This is a genomic window from Parabacteroides distasonis, assembly GCF_004793765.1.
In the GTDB taxonomy this organism is placed as follows: Bacteria; Bacteroidota; Bacteroidia; order Bacteroidales; family Tannerellaceae; genus Parabacteroides; species Parabacteroides distasonis_A.
Window position 1 is genome coordinate 1 of sequence record NZ_SRYM01000052.1, and the last position, 19,996, is coordinate 19,996.

Annotated in this window: 26 protein-coding genes; 17 read left to right on the top strand and 9 right to left on the bottom strand. The window is 45.7% G+C overall.

From position 1 onward, the window contains the following. Window positions 1-471, bottom strand: a 471-nt coding sequence (locus E5342_RS15065) for a helix-turn-helix domain-containing protein (protein ID WP_135959699.1), incomplete at its 3' end; no start/stop codon positions are given. Between the two features lie 89 nt (window positions 472-560). On the opposite strand from E5342_RS15065, the gene E5342_RS15070 reads away from it, so the two are divergent. Both E5342_RS15070 and E5342_RS15075 read left to right on the top strand, forming a co-directional pair. Further along, complete coding sequence (locus E5342_RS15070) at window positions 561-1,001, top strand: hypothetical protein (RefSeq protein ID WP_121772181.1); 441 nt, start codon at window positions 561-563, stop codon at window positions 999-1,001. Window positions 1,002-1,150: 149 nt separating this feature from the next. After that, complete coding sequence (locus E5342_RS15075) at window positions 1,151-1,369, top strand: hypothetical protein (RefSeq protein ID WP_057327599.1); 219 nt, start codon at window positions 1,151-1,153, stop codon at window positions 1,367-1,369. On the opposite strand, the gene E5342_RS15080 is transcribed toward E5342_RS15075, so the two are convergent. From E5342_RS15080 to E5342_RS15115, 8 genes are all read right to left on the bottom strand, one after another. Next, the gene (locus E5342_RS15080; protein ID WP_135959700.1) at window positions 1,366-1,908 is read right to left on the bottom strand and encodes a hypothetical protein; all 543 of its coding nucleotides are present in this window, start codon (window positions 1,906-1,908) and stop codon (window positions 1,366-1,368) included. The two genes, E5342_RS15075 and E5342_RS15080, sit on opposite strands and share 4 nt — an antisense overlap. Further along, window positions 1,905-2,462, bottom strand: coding sequence for a phage virion morphogenesis protein (locus E5342_RS15085; RefSeq protein WP_057327597.1), 558 nt, complete (start codon window positions 2,460-2,462; stop codon window positions 1,905-1,907). The genes E5342_RS15080 and E5342_RS15085 overlap by 4 nt, the downstream gene beginning before the upstream one ends. A gap of 102 nt (window positions 2,463-2,564) precedes the next feature. Continuing rightward, window positions 2,565-3,866 (bottom strand): phage head morphogenesis protein, encoded by a 1,302-nt coding sequence (locus E5342_RS15090; protein ID WP_135959701.1) that lies wholly within the window; start codon window positions 3,864-3,866, stop codon window positions 2,565-2,567. A gap of 14 nt (window positions 3,867-3,880) precedes the next feature. Beyond that, a complete protein-coding gene (locus tag E5342_RS15095; RefSeq protein ID WP_121772184.1) occupies window positions 3,881-5,119 on the bottom strand; it encodes a phage portal protein family protein in 1,239 nt (412 codons plus the stop codon). 2 nt (window positions 5,120-5,121) lie between these two features. Beyond that, complete coding sequence (locus tag E5342_RS15100) at window positions 5,122-5,541, bottom strand: phage protein Gp36 family protein (protein WP_057327594.1); 420 nt, start codon at window positions 5,539-5,541, stop codon at window positions 5,122-5,124. Window positions 5,542-5,544: 3 nt separating this feature from the next. Then, entirely contained in the window at window positions 5,545-5,775 is a 231-nt protein-coding gene (locus E5342_RS15105) for a hypothetical protein (protein ID WP_057327593.1), read from the bottom strand. A 1-nt stretch (window position 5,776) separates the two neighbouring features. Then, window positions 5,777-7,312: a hypothetical protein gene (locus tag E5342_RS15110; protein WP_135959702.1), complete on the bottom strand. Its 1,536-nt coding sequence runs from the start codon at window positions 7,310-7,312 to the stop codon at window positions 5,777-5,779. Continuing rightward, window positions 7,302-7,760 carry a hypothetical protein gene (locus E5342_RS15115; protein WP_057327591.1) on the bottom strand — a complete coding sequence of 153 codons (459 nt, stop codon included), beginning with the start codon at window positions 7,758-7,760 and terminating at the stop codon, window positions 7,302-7,304. The genes E5342_RS15110 and E5342_RS15115 overlap by 11 nt, the downstream gene beginning before the upstream one ends. A 204-nt stretch (window positions 7,761-7,964) precedes the next feature. Here E5342_RS15115 and E5342_RS15120 point away from each other — a divergent pair, with 204 nt between their 5' ends. The 15 genes from E5342_RS15120 to E5342_RS15195 all read left to right on the top strand — a co-directional run bounded on the left by E5342_RS15120 (window position 7,965) and on the right by E5342_RS15195 (window position 19,958). Continuing rightward, a complete protein-coding gene (locus tag E5342_RS15120) occupies window positions 7,965-8,915 on the top strand; it encodes a hypothetical protein (protein WP_121772185.1) in 951 nt (316 codons plus the stop codon). Between the two features lie 19 nt (window positions 8,916-8,934). After that, entirely contained in the window at window positions 8,935-10,002 is a 1,068-nt protein-coding gene (locus E5342_RS15125) for a hypothetical protein (protein ID WP_121772186.1), read from the top strand. Window positions 10,003-10,005: 3 nt separating this feature from the next. Then, window positions 10,006-10,416, top strand: a complete 411-nt coding sequence (locus E5342_RS15130) for a structural protein P5 (protein WP_121772187.1) — start codon at window positions 10,006-10,008, stop codon at window positions 10,414-10,416. Between the two features lie 244 nt (window positions 10,417-10,660). Further along, entirely contained in the window at window positions 10,661-11,191 is a 531-nt protein-coding gene (locus E5342_RS19410; protein ID WP_158598873.1) for a hypothetical protein, read from the top strand. Between the two features lies 1 nt (window position 11,192). Beyond that, window positions 11,193-11,402, top strand: a complete 210-nt coding sequence (locus E5342_RS15145; RefSeq protein ID WP_135959703.1) for a hypothetical protein — start codon at window positions 11,193-11,195, stop codon at window positions 11,400-11,402. Between the two features lie 11 nt (window positions 11,403-11,413). Then, window positions 11,414-12,607 (top strand): DUF2586 family protein, encoded by a 1,194-nt coding sequence (locus E5342_RS15150; protein ID WP_121772190.1) that lies wholly within the window; start codon window positions 11,414-11,416, stop codon window positions 12,605-12,607. Beyond that, complete coding sequence (locus E5342_RS15155) at window positions 12,607-13,032, top strand: hypothetical protein (RefSeq protein ID WP_057327584.1); 426 nt, start codon at window positions 12,607-12,609, stop codon at window positions 13,030-13,032. The genes E5342_RS15150 and E5342_RS15155 overlap by 1 nt, the downstream gene beginning before the upstream one ends. A gap of 14 nt (window positions 13,033-13,046) precedes the next feature. Beyond that, window positions 13,047-13,349, top strand: coding sequence for a hypothetical protein (locus tag E5342_RS15160; protein WP_057327583.1), 303 nt, complete (start codon window positions 13,047-13,049; stop codon window positions 13,347-13,349). A 157-nt stretch (window positions 13,350-13,506) separates the two neighbouring features. Further along, window positions 13,507-16,386 carry a phage tail tape measure protein gene (locus tag E5342_RS15165; protein WP_121772191.1) on the top strand — a complete coding sequence of 960 codons (2,880 nt, stop codon included), beginning with the start codon at window positions 13,507-13,509 and terminating at the stop codon, window positions 16,384-16,386. Then, window positions 16,383-16,979 (top strand): DUF6046 domain-containing protein, encoded by a 597-nt coding sequence (locus E5342_RS15170; protein WP_121772192.1) that lies wholly within the window; start codon window positions 16,383-16,385, stop codon window positions 16,977-16,979. Before E5342_RS15165 ends, E5342_RS15170 begins: the two co-directional genes overlap by 4 nt. Before the next feature lies 1 nt (window position 16,980). Continuing rightward, window positions 16,981-17,943, top strand: coding sequence for a hypothetical protein (locus E5342_RS15175; protein ID WP_121772193.1), 963 nt, complete (start codon window positions 16,981-16,983; stop codon window positions 17,941-17,943). After that, window positions 17,940-18,587, top strand: coding sequence for a hypothetical protein (locus E5342_RS15180; RefSeq protein WP_121772194.1), 648 nt, complete (start codon window positions 17,940-17,942; stop codon window positions 18,585-18,587). The genes E5342_RS15175 and E5342_RS15180 overlap by 4 nt, the downstream gene beginning before the upstream one ends. 3 nt (window positions 18,588-18,590) lie before the next feature. Then, window positions 18,591-18,887, top strand: a complete 297-nt coding sequence (locus E5342_RS15185; RefSeq protein WP_057327578.1) for a hypothetical protein — start codon at window positions 18,591-18,593, stop codon at window positions 18,885-18,887. Further along, window positions 18,874-19,176, top strand: a complete 303-nt coding sequence (locus E5342_RS15190) for a hypothetical protein (RefSeq protein WP_121772195.1) — start codon at window positions 18,874-18,876, stop codon at window positions 19,174-19,176. Before E5342_RS15185 ends, E5342_RS15190 begins: the two co-directional genes overlap by 14 nt. After that, window positions 19,152-19,958 (top strand): baseplate J/gp47 family protein, encoded by an 807-nt coding sequence (locus E5342_RS15195; RefSeq protein ID WP_121772196.1) that lies wholly within the window; start codon window positions 19,152-19,154, stop codon window positions 19,956-19,958. Before E5342_RS15190 ends, E5342_RS15195 begins: the two co-directional genes overlap by 25 nt. Window positions 19,959-19,996: the final 38 nt, after the last annotated feature.

A 19,996-nucleotide genomic window follows, 5' to 3' on the forward strand; every position in this document is an offset into this window, starting at 1 on the left:
TATCTCTCCATGAGCCTGCTTTTCTTCTTTTGCTTTCTCCAATGCCGCCACTTGGTTCTCGTCGAGGACAATGCCCTCTTGTTCCACTTTGGCCGACAATGCTTTCAAGCGTTTCTGGAAGGTCTCCATATCGTTCCGTAACCAAATGGAACGTACTCCGCCTGGCGAAATAAGAATACCTTTCTTGCGCAGTTCATTGGATACACGAACTTGCCCCAATGCAGGATTGTCTATCGCCATCTGTACGACTGCCTGCTCAATGTGTTCTTCCACACGGTTCTTTATGACAGGCTTGCGGCGGGAAATCTCCTGCAAGGCGACTTCACCGCCTTGTTCATACAACTCTTTGAAACGATAAAAACTGTCACGGCTGTAGCCCATAATCTTACAAGCACGTGATACGTTTCCTAACTGTTGGGAGAGTTCAAGCAATCCCAGTTTGTTCTTGATGACCTTTTCTGATGTTGTCATAACTCAATCTGTTTTCTGTTACAAATTTATTCTTTTTATACGTAACTGTCAGATTAAGTCTTGACTAATTCAAATAAAGTAATAATCCCATGAACTTAATTTTCGCATCAATAGCAATATTTCTGCTGTATATTGGCAGTATGGTTTTTATGTTTGGTGTTCCGTGGTCTATTAGTAACACCTACTATCTTTTAGAGGAAAAAAGAAAGGGGTTAGGTTGGCTGTTTACTGCATTTTGTTACGGTGTTGGTGGTTTTTTGTTACCCGGTTGGCTGAATGTGACACCGGAAGGTTATCAGTTTACCTGCTTTCTCTCTGCCGCAGGCTTGGCTTTCGTTGGTACGGCGGCACAATTCAAAGAAAGACTGACAAATACAGTGCATTATACTGCGGCGATTATCTGTTGTCTGTTTTCTCAAATATGGTGTTTCGCGGCCGGCTTTTGGTGGTTGTCCCTGCTTTCTTTTGCCTTTTTTTATGTGTTGCCGGATTTAGCCAGGAAAAGAACTGGATGTTTTGGATTGAAATAGCCGCTATAATGGCAACGTATAATTCAATTCTGATGCTTTAAAGTGATGTTGCCACTTTACGGAAAGCGGGATAAGTAAATTTATCCCGCTTTTCTTTTGTGGTACGGCGTTTAATTGATAATTTTGTATTTGTTCTAAATCCGCAATACATGAGTTTAACAGGCTGTTCATACGCAAAACGCGTTAAGGAAGTAAATGAAATATACGACGAATACGCAAAAACCGGTTTATCCAACCGGGCGATTTGGCGCAAGTATATTTGGCCTATTTATGGTATATCGGAAAAGACATTCTATAACTATATAAATGCGGCCGCAAATCCTGCTGTTATCGCCAAACAGGAAGCGTTGCAACTGTCCCTGTTTTAATGAACGGAAATATTCGGCATGGCAGGCAGTTTCATCATTTTTTTGACTGCCGAGTTATCATGTACCAAACATTTAAAGACTTCCGTATTATCCAATATTTCTTCGTGGTCGTGGCACGGAATAGAAGCCGTCCGTTCCAAAGAACCTAACTGTTCTGTACTGAAGCCGTATAAACAACGGTTTATTTTATCCAATAAATCAAGATGGAAAGTGTCACCGTCGAACCCTTCAGGTACAGCGTTTGTTACCACATGAAGCCCTACTGTAAGGTCTGCGTCCTGTAATCCGTTGGTTTGTGTCCGCCAGCTAATTTTACCAAATTCAATGAAAACGGCCGGCATGGCAAATATACTTTCTTCTTCTATAAATTCAACCTGCCTGTTCCAAAGGGCGATGTGTTTTATAGCGTAATTTGGCTTATCTCCACTTTCTATAACAGCCTGAAGCTGTTCTTCTGATAGAAATATTATATTTCCCCCTTCATCAATAATAAGCCGGCTAAGGCGTTTTTTTAATGCCTGATATACATCTTTTCTCATTTTGTAATAATATTATGCCGTTTAAAATAATCGTCAATATTTTGTTCCGCGATTTCGCGTATAATCTTATCTGTTGTTTTACTATTGCCGATAAAGCGGCGTTCCGGTATGGTGATTGTAGAACCAACCTTTTTCAAAGCCATAGCCCTGTAAAAGTTTTCTTTATCCGATAATGTCCGGTTGCGTCTGTTATCCCGTTTTTCGCCGTTTTTCTTATAGCTGTACCCGCTTTCAATCTCTTTCAGCTTTGCGAAGAAATACCCCTTCATCTTACGGGTAACCTTTATTTCTCCGCCTTCGTTGTGAATGCGTCCGTATGGTTTGTGTGAAGTGTACGCCAGTTCCGCGCCCCGCTTCCGGGAACTGATGCTTTTGCGTAATCCGCCGGTGCGCTGCATTAATGAGCCGACACCGTCGTCAAACTTCCTTTCGGGCCACTTCTGTTCATCAAAGAAAGATTTACGTTCAAAATTTCGGTCGAACTCTTCGTCTAATTCTACCTTTATATCATCCAAAGACCGGTCGATTACTTCTTTTCTGAAATTTCCGTCCATAAGGTTGGGTTTTAGATTATTAATTGTATATTTGCGCTATGAAAGCATTCATTGTGTGGCCACACCTGGTCTTGGAACCTAAGACGGTGCCAATGGGTGCTTTCATTTTATCTTGTCCGTAATTGAATACAGGAAGCGATTGTGCCAAATAACACCTTTTTTCGACTTTTCGTCCGTTTCCGCCACATTCAAATAAACAGTTTTGCCTTCTATCTCTGATTTCAGATAATAGAACCGTTTGATTTTATCTTTTCGTTCATGGCTGAGCGAATCCGACGTTCTCACATAAACCGCTTTTTCCAGCACTTTATCCAGTTCGGACAAATGGCCTTTCTTTAGGACTGACGATCGGCCAAACGTATCACTATATAGATGCTCGTTCCCTTCTTTTCGGAATCCGATACTTTTCTGCACCCCGTCAATCTCCAGCGTGACTTTCTTTTTTAGAAGCGGCTGCATTTCCCTTAGGTAGTGCTTACGCTCAATGGCAGTCTGTGATTTGGCCATATCTCCGGCGCATTCCCGGATGATCGGGCACGCGGCACAAAGTTCATTGCTCGGTATTTTACCCAGCTTCACATTACCTTTTTTGCATACAGAACATTTGCTGATTGTATATGTATTGTAAGCCGGGTAGGCAGCCCTTTGCTTTCCGGGATTAAAGCGGAACATTTCGGCGTACTTCCCCTCAGTCGCCTTTTCTCCGGCCGTCATGGCTTCTTTGCTATCGGTTGCCGGATATTTGGCCGCACGTACTTTTGTAACGGTACAGCGACAACGCCAGCCATTTGGCGGGTAATAGCTATCCCAAAACGGGTCGCTGCTTGGCAGGGTGATACCTTCCAAAGTGCGATGTTCCTTTCTTACTTTGTTGTCCCCTACCGTCCGGTATTGAAGTAAATACCGACCACCCCCGTCGTCCCGCTGTTCTTCCCAGCGGGCTGCCATTTCGCTGCTTGCTACGGTAAAGTCATATTCGGTTTTCAGGTAGAATTTATTATAAGTATCATTCAACGTTTGAACGTCCTTATAATACTGTTCAAACGGCTTTATATTTCCGCTTTCGTCCAGCAACATACCTGCGGCTTCTTTCATTTCGTGAAATGTCTTGAACCCGCTGAAAACACCAACGCTTTCGCGTAAACTGTTTACCATTGCTTCAGATGGCGAACTTTCACCCAGCCCCCGTTCTATGCCTTTGGAGAGAAAAGACGCTGTTTCCTCAATCAGCCCGGCGATTGCGTCGTCGCGAAGCATGGCCGCCCCGAATACGCGTTTATCGTGCAACCATTCTATCGCCTTGTCGAACGCCGCTTCAACACCTGAAATATCCGGGTAATCCTTTGCGGATAAAACAAGGCCGCCACCTTTGTACACTTCTGCCGCCCTACCATACAGCCCCACGTAATCGGTGGGGCTTAGTCGAAAAAAGGTCTTGAAAGTGGCTGTGTCGGAACCTGCTTTTTGCCAATGATAGGAATATTATACTTATTTATAAAGTACTTTGGGTCGACTTCAAACCGGTCTGCAATCATTGTTTCAAATAAAACCTGCTGTTCCGGTGTGTAGTCTATACTTTCGTCATATATAAAACGTAACCCTTTTATCGGGAACCCGTGCTTGACCATACGCGGTATAAGCTGGTCGTTTACTATATCCTTGACCAAATCCGCATCGCTTTCGACAACATTTTCAAATACTTCGAGGTGTACTTCCGACTGCGACAAACTACTGCCATTGTCGATTGTCATTGTCTGATTTAGCAGCCCCTTGCTTATTTCGCTGTTGGCTCGTTCGACGCGTTTATCGTACACGTTAAACGCATCGCCGCGGGTTGTTTCCTTTATGTCTATTTCGGTTCCTTCGGGAAACAAGCCCCATGCGGCGGCTCCCATAGAAGCCAGCATGTTTTCAATGCGCGACCGATCTTTGGGGTCGCGTGCCGTTGACTTGGCAATTCTAATCGGCATGCCGAATATTTCTCCGAACTGATCCCAATAGGCCAGCATGTTCTTTTTGGGAATTGCCTGATGTGCCGCCTTCAGGTATAATCCGAGGTCTTTCGGTTTTCCGGCTTCAATAACCCAATCGGACAAAGGGCCTTCCCGGTAATCAAAACCGTTTTTCCATTCGTCACCCTGTTCGCGGATGATAGCCCCGTATTCAGGAATAACATGTTTACGCGGCACTAATTCAACGTCTTTGTAGCGCATTTTCCCGTCGACGGATATAACATCGCCCAACTGTATAAGCGAATGCCCCCAATAGCGGCTATCCAAAATATAGCCGATTAAATCTTTGAACCAGCCTGTTTCAAACAGGGCCGTAGCTTCTTCCTTTTCCTTGCCCTTCGCATCTACCAGCTTGAAACTTTTTTTCAGCGTGAAGCCCTTGCGCTGACCGACGCAACCGGTCAAGTGAAGGTCGGCCTCTATATCTGTATAAATATCATACAGCGGGCCGCGTCGCGGATTTTCGATATTCAATGCCATTTGCCATGCCTGACGCCAGTTTTTCAGGTCTTTTTGTGTCAAGGCATCGGCTTGCAGCTTCAGTTCCACCAGCATGGAATTAAGCCGTTTCCGGTCGCTTTCCCTTGCAAGATTATACCCGCCAATAGACAGGCTGTTGTTTATATTGCGTTTTTTACAACCCATTGTTACCAAATGTAAGTGTTACTTTTTTCCGATCCCCATTTTACAGGGTTATAAATATCTTCTTCGCCGTCCTCACCGGTGAAGGTTGGCAAGTCCGGTGTGACCTTTCCGGTCTGTACTTCTTCCAGCCACTTTATCGCGCGGTCGTAACGCTCCTTTCTTATTTCGCGGCCCATTTTATTTGGCAGCCATGATATAAGATGATACAACGTTATATCACAGGCGTACATAACGATTATGTCGTTCCGTTCTTTGCCTACCGCGGAAAATACTTTGTCGGTATCGTACCGGCTACGCAGATAACCGGCAATTTCTTCGACAGCCATTTTTTCGGCCTGTTCGCGCTTTTCCGGCGTACTTTGTTGGAAGATAGTCAGAGCGTCCGCCGATGTTACGATATAGTCGTTCTCTGTTAGAAACATAGGCTATGCGGTTATAAGAATTGCACGTCTTTCCAAGTCTTGAATAGTAGTGCCTTTTTTAAAAACACGCCTTGCAATCAGGCTTTTTAATTCCTGTTTGGAATAGACTTTGGGGACACCGGCCACCATCAAAACGATGTACTTGCGTTTGCTCACTTCTGATAATTCTTTTGCCATCTTAACGGCTCTTTTTACTCTGTAATTCAGAATGATTTCTTTGAATAACTTAATCATATTACCATGAATTTTTAGGGCTCCGGCGCATGCCAAAGCTGGGTTGATACTCTTGTACTCTTGTATATTTTTGCAGGATATAAATAGCCCCTTCGTCGGCGTCCGGTGCATCGTCGTGTGTCCGGCTTCCTTTTTCGATTGAAAGGGTCTGTTCTATCCCGGCCAACATATCGGGATCGTTTTGCATGGCTTCGTTATAAAAGACAAAGCCACGCTCCCAAAGGGGCGAAACAGCTTCGATACGGCCGAATTTATCCGGCTTTTTACGCTTGTCGGCCTGTATGGGTAATTGGTAGCCCCGTAGCTTTCCTTCCGTTGTAAATTCATCCAAAAGAATGTCCTGAAGAAAATTGGCTTCAATGTAGTATTCGCAAATAACCCCTTCGGGCAAACTTTCGTGCAGGTCGTAGAACCAGCGTACCATTTCCGACACGCTGCACTGGCGAACAAATGCTTTGATGTGATGCAATTCTGTACCAATCTTACCCCATACTTTTATCGCCTTGTAGTCGTTTTGCGTTGAACCTTTAAAAGACGGGTCGCAATAAGCCACGATTTTGTCGTACCGGTCAAGCGGAAACATCTTTTTAAACTTAATCCAGTCTTTGCGAAAAACCGAACCTTCCTTTATGGGGTTATTCATGTATTCTTTTTCAAATGCCCTGTACCCCATAAATTCACGTTTGGCCTTGATACGTTCTGCCGTCCAGTATTCCGGCCAGGAGGGCTTGCCGTTTTTATCCAGTACATTCACCTGACTGACGAATACGCCTTTTGACACCGCGATATTAGCCAATACGCTGCATTTGCTGATAAGGTTGCCCACCATAATAAAACGGCCTCCTTCCGCCCCAAAAGCCCCGAACAAGGCTTCCTTTACCCATTCGGTAATCTTTCTAACGCGGGTATCATTTTCACACAGTTCGTCGTCGTCGAGGTCGTCAATAACGATGTAATCCGGGCGGCGGTTCCGGTAGCGAAGCCCGCGGGGGCTTTGTCCGCGGCCGCGGGCGAAGAAAGCGACCCCGTTGCGGGTTACAAATTCACCGTCTTGCCAATTCCCGGCATTGTATTGCGCCCCGAAGTCGTGAATATACCGTTTGTTGTATTGTAATTCCGCCTGTATATCCCCGAGCAGCGTTTTTGCGTTATCTTCGGACTTTCCAACCAATACCATTACGTGTATCTGCCGTTGTTTTTGACACATCAGCCACATAGGTATCATTACGTCCATGTGTGTGGATTTGGCATGCCCGCGTGCCCACTTGAATACAGCTTTTAAATCGCGTGTTTTTAATATCCTCTTTGCGGCTTCTATGTGGAATTTTGCGGATTGTGTTACTTTTCCCGTTTCCCTGTCCGTGCAATAATGGGGATAATAGTATTCGACAAAATAGGCATAATCTTTCCGGGCACGCTCGATACGTGCGATTTGGGTTGCTTTTGTTTCGGCGGCATTGACGGTAGACATGTTTTGTATCGTTTCCGACAACTGTTTCCACCTTTCCTGTGCCTGTTTTAAAGTGTTAGTTGCCATTGAATAACGATTTGTTGTTTCCTATCTGTTCGCTTAAAAACATATCTTGATAACGGTTCATAGTCTTTACTAAATCCGTCGTTAATTCCTTATCAACCTGCATACGGACAACCAGCCATTCATTGTATGCGGTTAACACTTCCAAAATGGTAACGGCATTTGTCTGTTTATCCAGCTCTTTTATAGAAGCGGATAGTTTTGCCATTTCATCAAAAGACATATTGCCTTCTTCCAGTTTGTCGTTTGCCTTTTGCATCATTTTGGTTACAAGTTCTTTCCGGGTGATACTTTTAGCCATACGCATGGTGTCCCAACCACCGTCGGAAACCCATTTGTTTATCGTAACGCGGCTAACCCCGACCTTTTCGGCCACAAGTTTTTGCGTGTCGCCATTCAGATAGTACAGGCGAGCAAGTTCTTTGCTCTTTTCCAGTTCCTTTTTTGACATAATTATCGCTTTACTTTTGGGCAAAATTGTAAAGTATGGATGGGCGAGGCAATTAAGTGTGAAACGCTTTCCATCTATTATAAAATGCTTTCACACAAGTGCGTAACGGTTGCACACTTTTTTGTGCGGACTATTTTAGGGGGTTATGTTTGCACCGGATAAAGCGCAGAAATGCAGTAATAAAAACGATGTAACATGTAGCAAATGGCAAAGCGAATAATTATAAGTGATGAGTCCGTAAACTGTTACGGAACGTGGGTTAAAACCGATGGCGTTGATATTTCGCAATACGAACGCAATCCTGTGTTGTTGTGGATGCACTGGCGCGGTATTATTATCGGCTGCATCAAAGATATAAAAAAGGAAGGCGACAAAATCACCGGCGAACCTTACTTTGATGAAGTACGCGATGAAAGTAAACTTGCAAAGCAGCAATGGGATAAGGGTACGTTAAAAATGGCTTCCGCTAATTTTGAGGTAACAGAAACCAGCGACGCGCCGGAACTGATAAAGCCGGGCCAATACCGGGCAACTGCTACACGAAGCAAGCTAATTGAAATAAGTATGGTTGACATAGGCGGAAATGACAACGCTTTGCCGCTGGTACTCACTTTTAAAGGTCAGGAACTAAAACTGGCGGCCGGTGAAAATTCGGACGGTCTGCCATTACTCACTAATATCAACAATCAAAAAGACGAAGAAAAGATGGATCACAAAGCTATCGCCCTGAAATTGGGGCTGCCGGAAACGGCCGGAGAAAATGAAATTCTTTCTTCTATTGACCTGTTGCTTGGCTATAAAACGACCAACCAGCAATTACAACAGGAGAAAGAACAATTGCAGTTATCCGCCATTACTCAAACGGTAAAAGAAGCTACGGCAAAACACTTGATTGTGCCGGAAAAGGAAGCGCATTTTATTGAATTGGGTAAAAAGGTAGGTATTGAAAGTTTAAAATTGACTTTTGAGTCTATGACGCCCATTCAAAAGCCGATGAACTTGATTGGCCAGCCGTCAGGCGGTTCTATGGCGTTGGACTATAAAAAATTGTCTGATGTTCCGGCGGATAAGATTGAAGAAATAAGAAACAACGACAAACCTACTTATATGAAGCTGTACCGGGCTGAATATGGTGTGGATTGCCCGAATTACTAATCAAAAAAACAGGTATTAAATGAAAACAGGATTTAAATTATTTTCCCGTGTGTTGGTTTGCGCAACTATGGGGCTTATTCTTGCCGGTGCAGTTGGTGTTCCCGCTTCTGCCGGTGCGGCCACTGCCGTTGGCGTGTCCGCTTTAGCGGGAAACTTTATGCCCAAAGGGGCTGCCTGCGCCGGTGTGCTTACGGAAATTTGGACAGGTGAATTGATTAAAACCCTTCGTGCGGGTGATGTTGCCACCTTCTTGGATGGCATTCCAGATTATAGCCAATACGCCGAAAATGATGTTATTCACATGGTAGATGTAGGCGGCGACCCTGACGTATTAATCAATAATACGACTTACCCTATCGCCGTTCAGGAAATTTCAGATGTTGATGCGGTGTTCAGCTTAGATAAATTCCAGACTAAAGCGACCCCGGTAACAGACGACGAACTGTATGCTTCCTCTTACGACAAAATGTCAAGTTTGAAGGACCGCCATGCTGATGCAATCAAAGTCTCTAAATATGCAAAAGCAATTCACGCCCTTGCGCCGGATAAGAAAACGACAAAAACACCTGTGTTGAAAACAACCGGCGAAATAGTAGACGGCGGGGAAACGGGCCGGCGCAGATTACAGGTTGCGGATATTATCGCACTGAAAGATGCCTTTGATAAAGCGCAAATACCATTGCAGGGCCGCCGTTTGGTATTGTGTTCCGACCATGTGAACGATTTATTGCTGACAGACCAAAAGTTCAAAGACCAATATTATAACTATACGACCGGTAAAATATCCAATCTGTATAGTTTTGAAGTCTTTGAATATTGTGCCAACCCTGTATATAAGGCCGATGGAACAAAGGTCAAGTTTGGAACTGCTGCCGGCGCAAATGAATTTCAGGCTTCTGTCGCTTTCTATACAAAGCGTGCTTTCAAGGCTTCCGGTTCCACTACGATGTATTACAGTGAGGCAAAAACCGACCCGCTGAACCAGCGCAGCCTTGTAAACTTCCGCCACTACTTTATCGTGCTTCCGAAAAAGAAAGATGCGATGGCGGCTATCATGTCCGAATATGTGGCGGCAGTAGGAGGTTGATAAATGACACCACGCGGAATAAGGAACAATAACCCCGGTAACATCCGAAATTCGGATGCTACCGATTGGCAGGGTGAGGTAAAAAAGTCGGAAAAGAAAGATAATGCTTTTGAGGAATTTGAAGATATGGCGCATGGCTATCGTGCCCTGATCAGGTTGCTTCAAAACTACCGTAAAAAGCATGATTGTAAAACGATCGCGGACTTTATTAGCCGGTGGGCTCCGAGAACAGAGAATGACACGGCCGCGTATATACAAAGAGTTTGCCGCGAAATGCAAGTCGCTGCGACCTATGTGCCGGACGTGAACGACAAAACGACCATGTGCAGCTTTGCGGCGGCTATCAGTCAGGTAGAAAACGGCGTTCCGGCCGTGCGGGCTGATGTATATGCAGGCTGGGATTTATTAAAGTAAACCTAAGAAGTCAGGATGGAATTGTCTGGAATAATTTCGTTGGTCGCCGCAATCATATCCGCACCGTTAAGCGCGTGGCTCACGGCTATATTACTGCGAAAGAAGTATGACGTGGAAGTCGAACAACTTCGGGCGCAAGTAAAAGCCTCAAAGGCGGAAACCCGCGGCGATGAACTGGAAAATGTAAAAAAGGCAATGGCCATCCTGATGGAAGAGGTGGTCGAGCCGCTAAAAAAAGAAATAAATGAAATACGGAAAGAGTTGGCGCGGTTTCGCCGGGCCGTTGAAAAAGTTAATACTTGTCCCCACGCTGATATTGCTTGTCCTGTACGTGACGAGTTGCGGCACGCAGAGAAATGCGAAGGGCACGCCCGCGAACCTACCGGATAATCTTGTAACGGAACGACTGGTTCCGGTTTATTTGTCGCCTGATTCGGCACTTCTTACAGCCCTGTTTGAATGTGACAGCAATAATCAGGTTGTAATGAAGGCTTATAATGAATTGAAAAGCGCAAGTGTTGAAAGTAACCTTTCTTTTGATAATGGCAAACTTGATTACAAGGCTAACGCCAAGCGTGACACGATTTATATACCGGCAAAAGATTCTATTATTTATGTGCCACTGCCCGTTCCCGGCGATACGGTCTATACCAACCGGCTTACATGGTGGCAGCAGACGTGGATATACATAGGCAGATTGTTTGCGGTTATCCTTTTGATCAAGTATCTGCCTTTGCTTTGGAAGGCTATTTTAAAACTATTAAAACGCAATTAGAATGGCAAAAGAAAAACAGGGACAGCCGGAAGTAACACCGGTTCCCATAACAGAACAGGAACCCGCCTTTTTGGCTCAATATCGGACGGCATACCCGGAATGTTTAAAATTTCATGTGGCCGGTGATAACTTGGTATTCCTGTCGCACGAATACGATAAAGCCGTTTCTCACCAAAAAACGGTGGGAAAAGGAGAGTTAAAAACTTATTAATTTTTGAAAGCATGAGTTTACCAAATGTAAACATAGTTTTGGGTAACGGTAATATTGGTACGGTAACCCTTTCTGACGATGGTATTTCCGGGCTTATTTTGACCGGTCAGGCCGTAGAGGAAAAACTTACCCTTAACAAAGTGTACGTTCTTTCTTCCAGCAATGACCTGTCGAAATACGGCATTACCAAAGAAAACAACCCTTTGGTCTATAAAGATGTGGCAGCCTTTTATAAAGCGGCCGGCGATGGTGCGGAATTGCATTTGCTTGTAGTAAGTGAAGCAAGTACGCTGACGCAAATTTGTTCCTCTGAACCCGGTTCGCCCCTTCAAAAGCTGATTGACTCCGCGGCTGGACGTATTCGCCTTGTAGGTGTTAATCGTAACGCTCCGGCTTCTTATACGCCTACGGTTGAAAATTGCATTGACAAAGATGTTATTACTGCCGTCGATGAAGCGCAGTCGGTTGCTAAGTCGTACATGGGTAAAATTGCCCCCTTTGTTATCCTTCTTCCGGCCATTGGTTGGAGCGGTGAAACCGAAGGTTTGTATCAACCGAGGGAAGGTAGTTATAATTGTGCGTCTATTGTACTGGCTTCGGATGGTAAGTATGGCGAAAGTAAATTGTATTCGGCCGCAATCGGTCAAGTTCTCGGACGTGCGGCCACCTGTGCGGTTAATATCTCCATTGGCCGCGTCAAAGATGGCAGCATTGCCGCAACGGGCTATTTGACCGACGGAAAAACGCCACAGGAAGATTACAGCCTTTGGAATATCCTGCATGATGCCGGCTATATCTTTTATCGTACCTATATCGGAAAAAACGGTTATTACTTGAATGATGATGCAACGGCAATCGCAACGACGGACGACTACCACCGCCTTTGCCTTATCCGCGTTATTCAAAAAGCTCTTGTTATCTGTTACAAAACGTACATTGATGAAATTTTGGACAGTATCGAAGTAGACCCCGAAACCGGACAGGTTCCAAGCCCGATGTGTAAGTATTACGAACAGTTGCTTACACGTGCGGTTAACACCAATATGGTAGGTGAAATCTCAGGATTTACCGCCTATATTGACCCTAAACAGGATTTGATCACTTCCGGCAGGCTGAACGTTCAGGCAAAAATAGTGCCTACAGCCCTGCTGAAAGAAATAAACGTGGATTTAGCATTTAACAACCCCTATAAAACAAGTGAATAATGGATAATTTTAATTCAAAAGAATACGCTTGGATTGATGTGACGCTTGTTATGCTTGGTAAACCTGTTACCGGGCTTCGCGGTATTGAATATAAAATGAAGCGACAGAAAGAAGCCCTTTTCGCCACAGGTAAAAAGGCTCGTGGCATTCAGCTTGGGAAAAAGGAGTATGAAGGTACTATTACTGTTCTTCAATCCGAATTGATAGCCATGCAGACAGCCGCAAAGGCGAAAGGGTATGACGATGTTACCGACTTGGAATTTGATGCTATTGTGTCCTATGTTCCTGAAAGCGGTGTTGTGCAGACCGATAAGATAGTAAATCTATCTATTACGGAAGCCCCATACGGGATGAAAGAGGGTGATTTGTTTCAGGAAATTGCGCTCCCGTTTATTGCCTGTGATGTAGAACCGAATGTTGTATAATAAAAAAAAGAACAATGAACGAAGAAAAAGTAATTACAGAAGAACAGATTGAGGCATGGAAAAAGAAACATGGCTCGGTGTACAGTGTAACAGTTGACAGCAAAACGGCCTATCTGAAAAAGCCCGACCGCAAGGCGTTGAGTGCGGCTGCCGTACTTGGGAAAACCGACCCGATGAAGTATAATGAGGTGCTTTTGAATAACTGCTGGCTTGGTGGTGATGAAGAAATAAAAACTAACGACGAATTATTCCTGGGCGTTTCTTCAAAACTGGCCGACCTTATCGAAATAAAGGAAGCCGAGTTAAAAAAATTATAAGCCGAACAAACGTAGCAGACAAGCCCGGATGGATGTTTTTAGCCGATACCCTTATCCGGGCTTATTTGCACATGAATCCCGAAGAACTCACGGATGAAGAATGGGCGCATCAAATAGCGATGGCCGAATGGGTTAAACAAGATTTAATGGTTAGCTTATGGCGAACAAAATAGAGTACATATTCAGCTTGCAGGATAAGATTTCCGCGAAATTGGGTGGTATTACAGCCACTTCCGACAAAACGGTAACAGCCCTTTCCGGTGTACGTGAAAAGGTTGCTTCTGTCGATGCTGTATGCAAAGATACGGGTAAAACCGTAGGTTCGCTTAAAATGAAAGTTGATGCGCTTCAGGCGGAAAGGGAATGGATACCGGCGGATAATTTGCCCGCCATACGCGAGTATAACAAAGAAATTTCCCGGTTGACAAAGGAGATTGATGCGCTGGAAACGGCCAGTGGCGGGGGCAAATTTAAGAAATGGGCTTCCGACGCTTTCGAGGCCATACCGGGTGCAGGTCTTCTTAAAAACCCGCTGGTTACCGGAATGGCGGCTATCGGGTTTGCAGGTAAAGCCGGAATGAGTTTTGACGAAGGCATGGCGAAAGTGAATATTACCGCACAACTGGATGAAGCTGGATTGTCTGACCTGAAAAAGAAACTTAAAACGATTGCGGACGACAATAAAACAGATGTTGTTTTAGCACCTGTCGGGTTTGAGCAGATAAACTCACAGCTTAACGATGTTGATTTGTCACTTTCTATTTTGGATGCTTCGTTAAAAGGCAGTAAGGCCGGTTTTACTCAATTAGACACTGTTTCCGCCGCACTGGCTCAAACCCTGTCTATTGTCGGCAAAGAAAATACGACGGCCGCGGAAGTCTTGGATACATTCTTTGCGGCTAAGCGTGTGGGGGCCGGTGAGTTTTCCGACTTTGCCCGGTATATGCCGAACCTGATTGCGGGCGCGTCGAATTTAGGAGTAGCCTACAAAGAAGTTGCCGGAACATTTGCCTATATGACGGGGAAAGGGCAAAGCGCGGAACGTGCTGCCGTCCTGATGGAAAATGCGTTTTCTATTTTGGGGCGTGGCGAGGTACGCGACAAGTTGGCAAAATCCGGTGTAAAGGTGTTTGATGAAGCCGGTAAAATTAGAAGCCTTGTGGATATTTTCTCCGATTTGCAAGGCGTTATGGCCGGATTGAATGATGAACAAAAATCTTCCTTCCTTGAAAAATTGGGAATGGTAGATAAAGAAGCAAAAAACGCATTCGCTATTTTGACCTCTGATATTACAAAGTATAACGCATCTATGAAAGATGTTGTTAATTCTTCCGGAGAAACCGACAAGGCTTTGGAATACTCACAAAACAGCGTACAACGATTAACAGAGGTTTGGAACAAATTCAAGAATATCGGTGTAACTGTTGGCGAAATAATCCTGCCGGTTATTAGTGCCGGGTTGAGTGTTGCCGATGTGGTGTTGACCGGCGTTTCTTCTACTCTTAATATTGTGGTTGGCTTTTTTTCTTCTTGGTATTCATTACTTCGGGAAGGGAACCCGCTTGTTGTTGGCCTAACGGCTGCTTTAGGTTTTTATACTATTGCGATGGGAGCAAATTACGCCACTACTCAAAAAGCTGTCATTATCGGCGGTATAAAAAAAGTAATGGATATTGCGCAAACCGCTGCAACATGGGGGCTGACGACAGCGCAATGGGCGTTAAATGCGGCGTTCTATGCTTCTCCCTTGGGTTGGGTTGCTTTGGCGATAGGCGCGGTTATTGCGGCTGTAACATATTGTTGGCAAAAATTTGAGGGCTTCCGCGTCGCTATACTTGGCGTGTGGGGTGTGATAAAAGAATTTGGGGCTACTTTATTGGATAGCGTTGTAAAGCCATTTAAGCAGGTGCTTTCCGGTATTGGTGGGGTTTGTTCGGCTATTGTAAACCTTGTAAAAGGCAATTTCAAAGAAGCGGCCGCCGCGGCTAAGGATGGTTTTAAAAATATTGGTGAAGGCGTGTTGGGTGCTAATCCTGTGTCAATTTTGTACGATACGGCCCAGAACGGCAATTATTCGCAGGCGTGGGAGAAAGGCAAACAGGCCGGGCGTGATAGTTGGGTCGCGTCCCAGCAAAAGACGGATGATGTATCAACGATGGATAAACTTCTTCCAACGCCCGCACAATTACCGGAACCGGGTAATATGCCGGGAACGAACTTTAATGACCTGATGGCTAAATTGGGGAAGGACAAGAAGGGCGCGAAAGCCAAAAAAGTTCTTAAACTTGATGATGACGTGAAAAACCTGAACGAAACGGCTGTTTATACGGCTGTTACCCGGAAGCTGGCCCCGCTTACAGTCAGCCTGAAGCCGACAGAAGCAAAAGAGCGGGTAACGGACAAGGTATTACCCGCCGGCAATGTTATTGACGCAAAAACCGCCTTTGCGGCTAAAGCGGACGACCGTACGCAAAGTTATGAGCCGGAAAAGGAAAATTACCTTTCTGATATTCTGTCGAATGTTCGGAAAATTGCGGCGGCTGTTATGCTTCCTTTGGCGGTTACCCTTTCTTCACCTGAGGTAAAGGGGGCGGAACAGCCCGTTGTAAATTTGGCTTCTCCTGAACTTGTAGCGCAATCCCCGGCCGTTCAGCTTGGCGGCCCGGTGGTAAATGTGCCGGAATTTCCGAAGGTTCCCGTTCCTGATGTTTCTGTTCCACCGGTAAATGTTCCCCCAATTGTAAGCCCGGCTATTGAATTGGATGAACCGGTAGTAAATGTGCCGGAATTTCCGGCGGCTTCCGTTCCTGATGTAAAGTTACCCCAGCTTTCCGATGCTTATTCCATGCCGGAAAAAACAACGGAAAAAAGCAGCTTTATATCTGAAAACACCACTACGGTAGAAACCGGCAAGACGGTGCATGTAGGAAAGGTTTGCGACAGCGTGGTTATACATGTCGCAAATACGGATAATAAAGGAAGTGAAACCATACGTGCTGAAATTATGCGCGTATTAGACGAATTGGCAGAAGGATGAGTAAATTTAGTTTAGGCGGCATATTGGCCAGCTTTATAGGTTACAAAGGTATTCCTTACCCCGGCGGTTTTTTCCCCGATAAGCCGCCGCGGTATAAGGGTTCAGGCTATGAATACCCCGGCGATGCGGCTTCGGAAAAGACTTATTCCGATTTGGGTAGTGTTCTCAGGAAGAAAGACGCACAGGGCCGGTGGTATTTTATGCCGGTGGTGTTGGAGCACAAAGGTAAGGAATACGAAATACCGAATGCCGTTATTTCCATTAACGGAAAAAAAACGATTGTGGAAACTGCGATGGTTGGAAGGAAGGGGACGGTCAAAGAACTTATATCGGTAGATGATTACGAAATAAACATTGCCGGTGTGGCTTTGGACAGTGATTTCCCCGACAGCCAGATTGCAGAATTGAACGACCTGTATAATATCAATGAGGCGGTAACATTGAAATGTGCCCTTACAGATATTTTTTTAGAGGAAGAAGATAAGGTTGTTTTAAAAAGCATCGACTTTCAGGAAATGCGCGGCTGTGAAACGGCGCAAGTCTTTAAAATGAATTTAGTTACAGACCGTGGTTTTGAATTGATACTTGAATGATATGTTTGTTCTATGTGCAGAAATAAAAATCGGTGGCGTTTCTTTTAAGAGCGTTCACAATGTGGAGATAAAGCGAAGCCTTTACAGCCTTGCCGCAACGGCAATTGTAAAGGTTCCGGTTACCGCTGTGCTCAAACATGCCGGTGAACCGCCTACGCACATAGAAACGGCGCAGACGGTCAAGGTGGGTGATAAGGTTGAAATTAAGCTGGGCTATGACAATACGTTGAACACCGAGTTTGTCGGGTATGTAAAACGGCTTAATTATAAGGTTCCGCTTGAAATTGAATGCGAGGATGAATATTACAGGCTGCGTTTTGTAAACTGTGTTTTCAGTAAAAAGGAAACGACGTTAAAAGACTGTTTGAATACCGTTCTAACAGGTATAACATTCGGTAATGTGGTAGACCTGACATTAAAAAACTTCGTAATAAATAATAAACCCGGTTCATGGGTTCTTGGCTACCTTAAAAAAGAATACGGCCTGATCGCCTACTTTGATATAAACGGAAAGTTATACGTAGGAAAGGCTAACGATGTCAAAGGCGAAACGGTAAAATACCGGCTTCGTGAAAATGTAATCAGCGACGACGAACTGAAGTACCAACTTGCCGAAGATGTAAAATTGAAAGTCAAGGCTGTTTGCTATTACAAGGATGGTACGAAAATAGAAGGCGAATTGGGCGAAGATGGCGGCGAACAACGCACATTTTACTACTATGACGTAAAAGACGCCGGCGAATTAAAAACGCTGGCGCAGGAAGAATTAAAGCGGTATTCTTTTGACGGCTACCGTGGCAAAATTAAAACATTCCTGTTTCCCTATGCGCTTCCCGGAATGGTTGCAAGTATTGAAGATAAAGTATATAATGAACGAAGCGGCGATTACTTCATTGAAACGGTAGAAGTACAGTTTGGAACCGGTGGCGGTCGTCGTGTCGTTGAATTAGGAATAAAAGCATGAGTAAGGAACTTGAAGAAATACGACGAAAATTTCAAGGCGTGTTCGGTAATGATGGAGACGCCGTTTTTCAGGCTGTTGTTACTGAAGTGAACGAAAATGAATTTACCTGCACCGTCCGCCGGGATGAACAGGTTGATTTCTTCGATGTCCGCCTGCGCGGGTTGGTTAATGCCGATTTGCAGGGCTTTGCCTTCATCCCCCGACTTCAAAGCGTTGTGCTTGTGTGTCGCATCGGAAAAAGCAACGAACTTTTTGTTTGCTGTTTTACCGAAATAGACAAGGTTATATTTACCGGCAATGATTTAAAGCTGGCGGTTGATTTGGATAATATCGACATAAAGAAAGGTGATAAAATAGCCGTCCATGTTGATAAGGAAAAGTTGGAAGTGACAAACGACAAAGTCAATGTATTGCATGAGGGTTCGGCTTTGACGGTTACCGCGGAGAGTACGACCGTTAAGACTTCGACCGGTGGGGTGACAATTACCCGCGGCGGTTCCGGCCTTAAAAAGACACTTGATGATATGCTTACGGCTATTCAGGCGTTAACCGTCCCAACGCCGCATGGTATATCGGGAACTCCTGTCAATGCGGCAAGGTTTGCCGCGATACAATCAGATTTGCCAAACTATTTAGAAGGATGATTTATGCTTGATTACAAACAGACAGATAAGGGAGATTTAGACCTTTCTACCGGCGACCTGTTGGTCGCGGAAAGCACCTACCAGCACCAGCGCGACCTGCTCTATTCGGACAAAGGCCATATCCGGCAGAAGGCGGAAGCCGGTGTCGGCGCGGTGAACTACATGATGGATAACGACCCGGAAGGCCTTCTCCGTGCTACGCGCAAGGAGTTCACGGCCGATGGCATGAAAGTGACAAAGGTGGCTTTCGCCGCCTATTCAAACGATTTGAACGTGGAGGCACGATATGAAAACGATTGAGGTACAAGACAAGCAGATATTGCTGGACATCGTCCTGCAACACTACGGGACAGCGGAGGCCATGGGTGAGATCATGGCGAACAACCCCGGACTGGAAAACGAACCTTCGGCTGTCATGGAAGCCGGCCGGGAACTCGGCCCTTTCTACCCTGACATCAAGTTGAGGGCGGGATTAAGGGTAAGCGTCGATGATGACAGCCGCCTTGTCAAGAAGACGGTGGTCGGTAAGATAAACGGAAGTGTCACCACTTATATGGAAACGCCATGGCGAGAACGATCCAGAAAATAGAGGAAAGCATCACGGGAAAGCTACGGACGAGCTTCAGCCTCTCCACCTCGGCGGCCTCGGAATGGCGGTCGTGGGTCCATTGCGTCGCGTACGCCATACACATGTTCGAGCTGGCGCTTGACACGTTCAAGGCGGAGACCGAGGTCTTGGCCGCGAGAAGCGTGGCGGGGACCCTCTCTTGGTATAACGAGCGGTGCCATGAGTTCCAGCTCGGTTACGACCTGACGTTTGACACGGATACGGGACGGCTGGGGTACGATGTCACGGACGAGTCCGCCCGCATCATAAAGGTGGCCTCGGTGATACCCTCCGAGGACGGGACCGTCGTTTTCCGGGTGGCGACACAGGACGAGGAGGGGAATATCGTCCCCCTGTCCGATACGCAGCTGAGAAACTTCACGGACTATATAGAGGCGATAAAATTCGCCGGGATCAGGACCTCGGTAATCTCGACATACGCCGACACGCTCCGGTATGAGCTGACGGTATATTATTCCCCCTCCTCGACGCTGGATTTCGTCAGGCGGTCCGTGAGCGAGGCACTTGACGGCTTCCGGGCATTACGACGGTTCGGCGGGACAGTCTACAGGCACAAGATGATCGAGGCGGTGACGGAGACGCCCGGGGTCGTGACCGCGGAATTGCGGGCCCTGTCATCGAAAAGCCACTGGGAGGACTCGTACAGGGACATCGGGGCTTACGCCGACCTCTACGCTGGTTATTTCAATTACGCAGGGGACTGCGAGATAGATTTTGTTCCACTCAATGATACACGAGAATGAACGTGGTTTTGGATTTCAAGGGGCTCGTGTCGCAATAC

Coding starts and splice junctions, on each gene's coding strand:
- E5342_RS15070 (WP_121772181.1), top strand. CDS start 561: ATGAACTTAATTTTCGCATCAATAGCAATATTTCTGCTGTATATTGGC.
- E5342_RS15075 (WP_057327599.1), top strand. CDS start 1,151: ATGAGTTTAACAGGCTGTTCATACGCAAAACGCGTTAAGGAAGTAAAT.
- E5342_RS15080 (WP_135959700.1), bottom strand. CDS start 1,908: ATGAGAAAAGATGTATATCAGGCATTAAAAAAACGCCTTAGCCGGCTT.
- E5342_RS15085 (WP_057327597.1), bottom strand. CDS start 2,462: ATGGACGGAAATTTCAGAAAAGAAGTAATCGACCGGTCTTTGGATGAT.
- E5342_RS15095 (WP_121772184.1), bottom strand. CDS start 5,119: ATGGGTTGTAAAAAACGCAATATAAACAACAGCCTGTCTATTGGCGGG.
- E5342_RS15100 (WP_057327594.1), bottom strand. CDS start 5,541: ATGTTTCTAACAGAGAACGACTATATCGTAACATCGGCGGACGCTCTG.
- E5342_RS15105 (WP_057327593.1), bottom strand. CDS start 5,775: ATGATTAAGTTATTCAAAGAAATCATTCTGAATTACAGAGTAAAAAGA.
- E5342_RS15110 (WP_135959702.1), bottom strand. CDS start 7,312: ATGGCAACTAACACTTTAAAACAGGCACAGGAAAGGTGGAAACAGTTG.
- E5342_RS15115 (WP_057327591.1), bottom strand. CDS start 7,760: ATGTCAAAAAAGGAACTGGAAAAGAGCAAAGAACTTGCTCGCCTGTAC.
- E5342_RS15120 (WP_121772185.1), top strand. CDS start 7,965: ATGGCAAAGCGAATAATTATAAGTGATGAGTCCGTAAACTGTTACGGA.
- E5342_RS15125 (WP_121772186.1), top strand. CDS start 8,935: ATGAAAACAGGATTTAAATTATTTTCCCGTGTGTTGGTTTGCGCAACT.
- E5342_RS15130 (WP_121772187.1), top strand. CDS start 10,006: ATGACACCACGCGGAATAAGGAACAATAACCCCGGTAACATCCGAAAT.
- E5342_RS19410 (WP_158598873.1), top strand. CDS start 10,661: ATGAAATACGGAAAGAGTTGGCGCGGTTTCGCCGGGCCGTTGAAAAAG.
- E5342_RS15145 (WP_135959703.1), top strand. CDS start 11,193: ATGGCAAAAGAAAAACAGGGACAGCCGGAAGTAACACCGGTTCCCATA.
- E5342_RS15150 (WP_121772190.1), top strand. CDS start 11,414: ATGAGTTTACCAAATGTAAACATAGTTTTGGGTAACGGTAATATTGGT.
- E5342_RS15155 (WP_057327584.1), top strand. CDS start 12,607: ATGGATAATTTTAATTCAAAAGAATACGCTTGGATTGATGTGACGCTT.
- E5342_RS15160 (WP_057327583.1), top strand. CDS start 13,047: ATGAACGAAGAAAAAGTAATTACAGAAGAACAGATTGAGGCATGGAAA.
- E5342_RS15165 (WP_121772191.1), top strand. CDS start 13,507: ATGGCGAACAAAATAGAGTACATATTCAGCTTGCAGGATAAGATTTCC.
- E5342_RS15170 (WP_121772192.1), top strand. CDS start 16,383: ATGAGTAAATTTAGTTTAGGCGGCATATTGGCCAGCTTTATAGGTTAC.
- E5342_RS15175 (WP_121772193.1), top strand. CDS start 16,981: ATGTTTGTTCTATGTGCAGAAATAAAAATCGGTGGCGTTTCTTTTAAG.
- E5342_RS15180 (WP_121772194.1), top strand. CDS start 17,940: ATGAGTAAGGAACTTGAAGAAATACGACGAAAATTTCAAGGCGTGTTC.
- E5342_RS15185 (WP_057327578.1), top strand. CDS start 18,591: ATGCTTGATTACAAACAGACAGATAAGGGAGATTTAGACCTTTCTACC.
- E5342_RS15190 (WP_121772195.1), top strand. CDS start 18,874: ATGAAAACGATTGAGGTACAAGACAAGCAGATATTGCTGGACATCGTC.
- E5342_RS15195 (WP_121772196.1), top strand. CDS start 19,152: ATGGCGAGAACGATCCAGAAAATAGAGGAAAGCATCACGGGAAAGCTA.